Annotated in this window: 4 protein-coding genes; 2 read left to right on the top strand and 2 right to left on the bottom strand. The window is 63.0% G+C overall.

From position 1 onward, the window contains the following. The coding region (locus EOA22_RS29450; RefSeq protein ID WP_127390428.1) for an NIPSNAP family protein at positions 1-520 on the top strand (520 nt) is incomplete at its 5' end. A gap of 82 nt (positions 521-602) precedes the next feature. On the opposite strand, the gene EOA22_RS29455 is transcribed toward EOA22_RS29450, so the two are convergent. Both EOA22_RS29455 and choX read right to left on the bottom strand, forming a co-directional pair. Further along, positions 603-1,427 carry an alpha/beta hydrolase gene (locus EOA22_RS29455; protein ID WP_164747188.1) on the bottom strand — a complete coding sequence of 275 codons (825 nt, stop codon included), beginning with the start codon at positions 1,425-1,427 and terminating at the stop codon, positions 603-605. Continuing rightward, the gene (gene choX / locus EOA22_RS29460) at positions 1,424-2,362 is read right to left on the bottom strand and encodes a choline ABC transporter substrate-binding protein (RefSeq protein WP_013532407.1); all 939 of its coding nucleotides are present in this window, start codon (positions 2,360-2,362) and stop codon (positions 1,424-1,426) included. The genes EOA22_RS29455 and choX overlap by 4 nt, the downstream gene beginning before the upstream one ends. Before the next feature lie 81 nt (positions 2,363-2,443). Here choX and betI point away from each other — a divergent pair. Further along, the coding region (betI, locus tag EOA22_RS29465) for a transcriptional regulator BetI (RefSeq protein WP_127390429.1) at positions 2,444-2,919 on the top strand (476 nt) is incomplete at its 3' end.

Genomic DNA, 2,919 nt, shown 5'->3' on the forward strand with positions numbered 1-2,919 from the left:
GGTCTGGGCGGCGCACCGCGATGCGGCCAACGCGACGATGATCGATTCCGACGATGTGCTGCTGCTCAAGCCGGCGTGGCCGGGCGCCGGCTTCGACCTTGCGGGGGCGCAGCGGCCAAGCCTGGCCGGCGACGAAAAGCCCATTCGAAACAGGCCGCTGACCGGCATCGTTGTCATCGAGATTCATCATTTGCAGCCCGGCACGGAGGCAGATTTCACCACCCGCTTCGAGATTGAGACGGCGTGCCTGATGACGGCCGACGCACGCCTGCTCGCCGCGTTCGTGACCGAGCCTGCCGAAAACAATTTTCCGCGCCTGCCGGTACGGGCTGACGAAAACGTCTTCATCAGCGTCATGGGTTTTGCCAGCACAGAAGCGCATGCCCGCCACAAGGCCGCGCTTGCCGCCTCGCCGGCATGGCAGGATTTTTGGCGGGCCGCGCAACCCGGCTTGACCAAACCCACGGAGACCTTGCGGCTGTCGCCGACATCGCAATCACTGGTCGGGATCTATTCCTAAAGCGCGTCGACGCGCTGAGGAATAGATCGTTTTTTGTGCATTTCGTTCTCCCAAAACCGGGGCCACTTTTGGGCGACATGCATCAGACTTCAAATGCCTCGACGATGGTCTTGGCGACAAGGGCCGGGTCTTCCCAATGCGGGTTGTGGCCACAGCGCTCGGCCCGGACGAAGACGGCTCCGGCAAGAGCGGATTGCAACGCCTGCTGGTGCGCCTCGCCGAACAGCGGGTCGCAGGCGCCGGCGATGATCAGCGTCCGGGCCTGCACGGCCCGCGCCGCATCGCTCAGATCGGCGCTGCGGATTTCCTCGAGAATCGCGCGCCAGCGCGGCGCCGGCAATGCCGACGCGTCTCTCGCCAAGCCGGCGAGAAAGGCTGGAGGCACGTCGGGACTGCAGGCATGCCACCAGGCGTAGAACGGATCGGCCGGCGATATCGGGTCGCGCAGCGCCTCGACGCCCGCGACCAGCGGATGATCCGGCGCGAAATCGGGCTTTAGCGTGCCGGCCAGCACCACCAGCCCGCCAATCAGCTCCCTGTGTCGCCCTGCCAATGCGATGGCCACCATGGCGCCCAGCGAATGGCCGACGACGAGCGGCCGGTCGAGCCGCAAGCGTAGGATCAGCCCGGCAATATCGTCGGCGAAATCGGCTATGCCGCAGCCTTTGCCGGCCTGCGAGGCGCCGTGGCCGCGCAGATCCGGCATGATCAGACGGCGGCCGGCCAGATAGGGCGCCAGAAGCGAAAAGCTGCGGCTGGTGTCGGTGAAGCCGTGCACCGACAGCAGTGCCGGCTCGGCGCCTGTTATCTCGACATAGGCGATGTCGAGATTGCCGACAGTGACGAACTGCTTGCGGCCGGCCCAGCCGTCCTGGTTCGCGCAGGCATTCAGCACCGCCGCCCTCACAGGCCGAGCTTTTCCTTGACCGCGGCAAGGCCGGGTTGGCCGTCGAAGGTGGTGACACCGGCGAGCCAGGCATCGAGACGGCTCTTGTTGGCCGTGATTGCCTTCAGCGCGCCGTCCTCCGGCTTCATGCCGTCATTGATCAGATAACCCATGCCGACATTCTCGAAATCGATGTCGAAGGCGAGGTTTTTCAAGAACTGTGCGACGTTCGGGCATTGCTGCAGATAGCCCTTGCGCACCTGCGTCGTCACCGTCGCGGCGCCGAAATTCGGGCCGAAGAACTTGTCGCCGCCGGTCAGATATTTGAAGTCGTACATCATGTTCATCGGGTGCGGCGCCCAGCCCTGGAAGACGATGAACTGCTTCTCCTTGATCTCGTAGCCGACCTCGGAAAGCATGCCGGCTTCGCTCGATTCGACCACCTGCCAGCCGTCCAGGCCAAAGGCGGGATCGGCGATAGCGTCCATCATCAACTGGTTTGAACCGGGCTCGATGCCGTACATTTTCTTGCCGAATTTGTCGGCGAATTTGTGCAGGTCGGAAATGTCCTTGACGCCGGCTTCCCAGACATAGGTCGGCACGGCGAATGTGTATTTGGCGCCTACGAGATTGACGCGCACATTCTCGACCGAGCCGTCCTTCTTGTAGGGCTCGTAATAGGTGACCATGGCCGGGTCCCAGTAGCCCAGGAACAGGTCGAGGTCCCTGTTTTTCATGCCCTCGTAGATGACGTTGATGCCGAGCACCTGGCTTTGCGGCTGATAGCCAAGCGCCTCCAACAGGACATTTGCGACTCCTGTGGTGAAGGCAAGGTCGTTCCAGCCGGGTTCGGCCATGCGGACCGTCTTGCACTCTTCGGCCTCGGCCGCCTGGGCCGCATGAGTGGCCAACATGAGGCCGGCAAGGCAGACGCCATTTGCAAGGATGCGCAACATTTCGGTTCTCCTCGTCCGTAAAATTGACCAATTGGTCTTTTTATTGTCCCATGGGTCAATTCTTGATCTGAACGGACGAAGATGTCAACGTGGATTCGAAATGCATGGACCGATCCCGTGAAACTCAAGCGTCTCAGTGAGATCCGCCGCAAGGAATTGCGGCAGGCGGCCTTCGCGGTGCTGGAGCGCGAGGGCATTGCCGGCGCGACACTGGAAAAGGTGGCGGCGCAGGCCGGTGCCTCCAAGGGCATCGTGCTGCACTATTTCCGCAACAAGCAGGAATTGTTCGAGCACGCGATGCGTGAGGCAAACGCCGTCCTGTGCCAGGCGGTGATCGCGCGGCTTCGCCGGGCGCAGACTCCGATGGAGCGCATGGATGCGGTGATCGAGGGCAATTTCGAGGAGCATCTGTTCCAGCCGCCTCTCTGCCATGCCTGGCTGTCGCTCTGCGCCGAGGTGCCGCGCGACGAGAAGATGGCTCGTATCCAGAGGGTGATCCATGCGCGCATGCGCTCGAACCTGTTGTCGGGCCTGCGCGGCCTCGCCTCGCCCGGAGA

The organism is Mesorhizobium sp. M7A.F.Ca.US.014.04.1.1 (assembly GCF_003998745.1).
GTDB lineage: Bacteria > Pseudomonadota > Alphaproteobacteria > Rhizobiales > Rhizobiaceae > Mesorhizobium > Mesorhizobium ciceri.

Bases quoted from the DNA above. Each gene is read 5' to 3' on its own strand.
- choX (WP_013532407.1), bottom strand. From the start codon at position 2,362: ATGTTGCGCATCCTTGCAAATGGCGTCTGCCTTGCCGGCCTCATGTTG.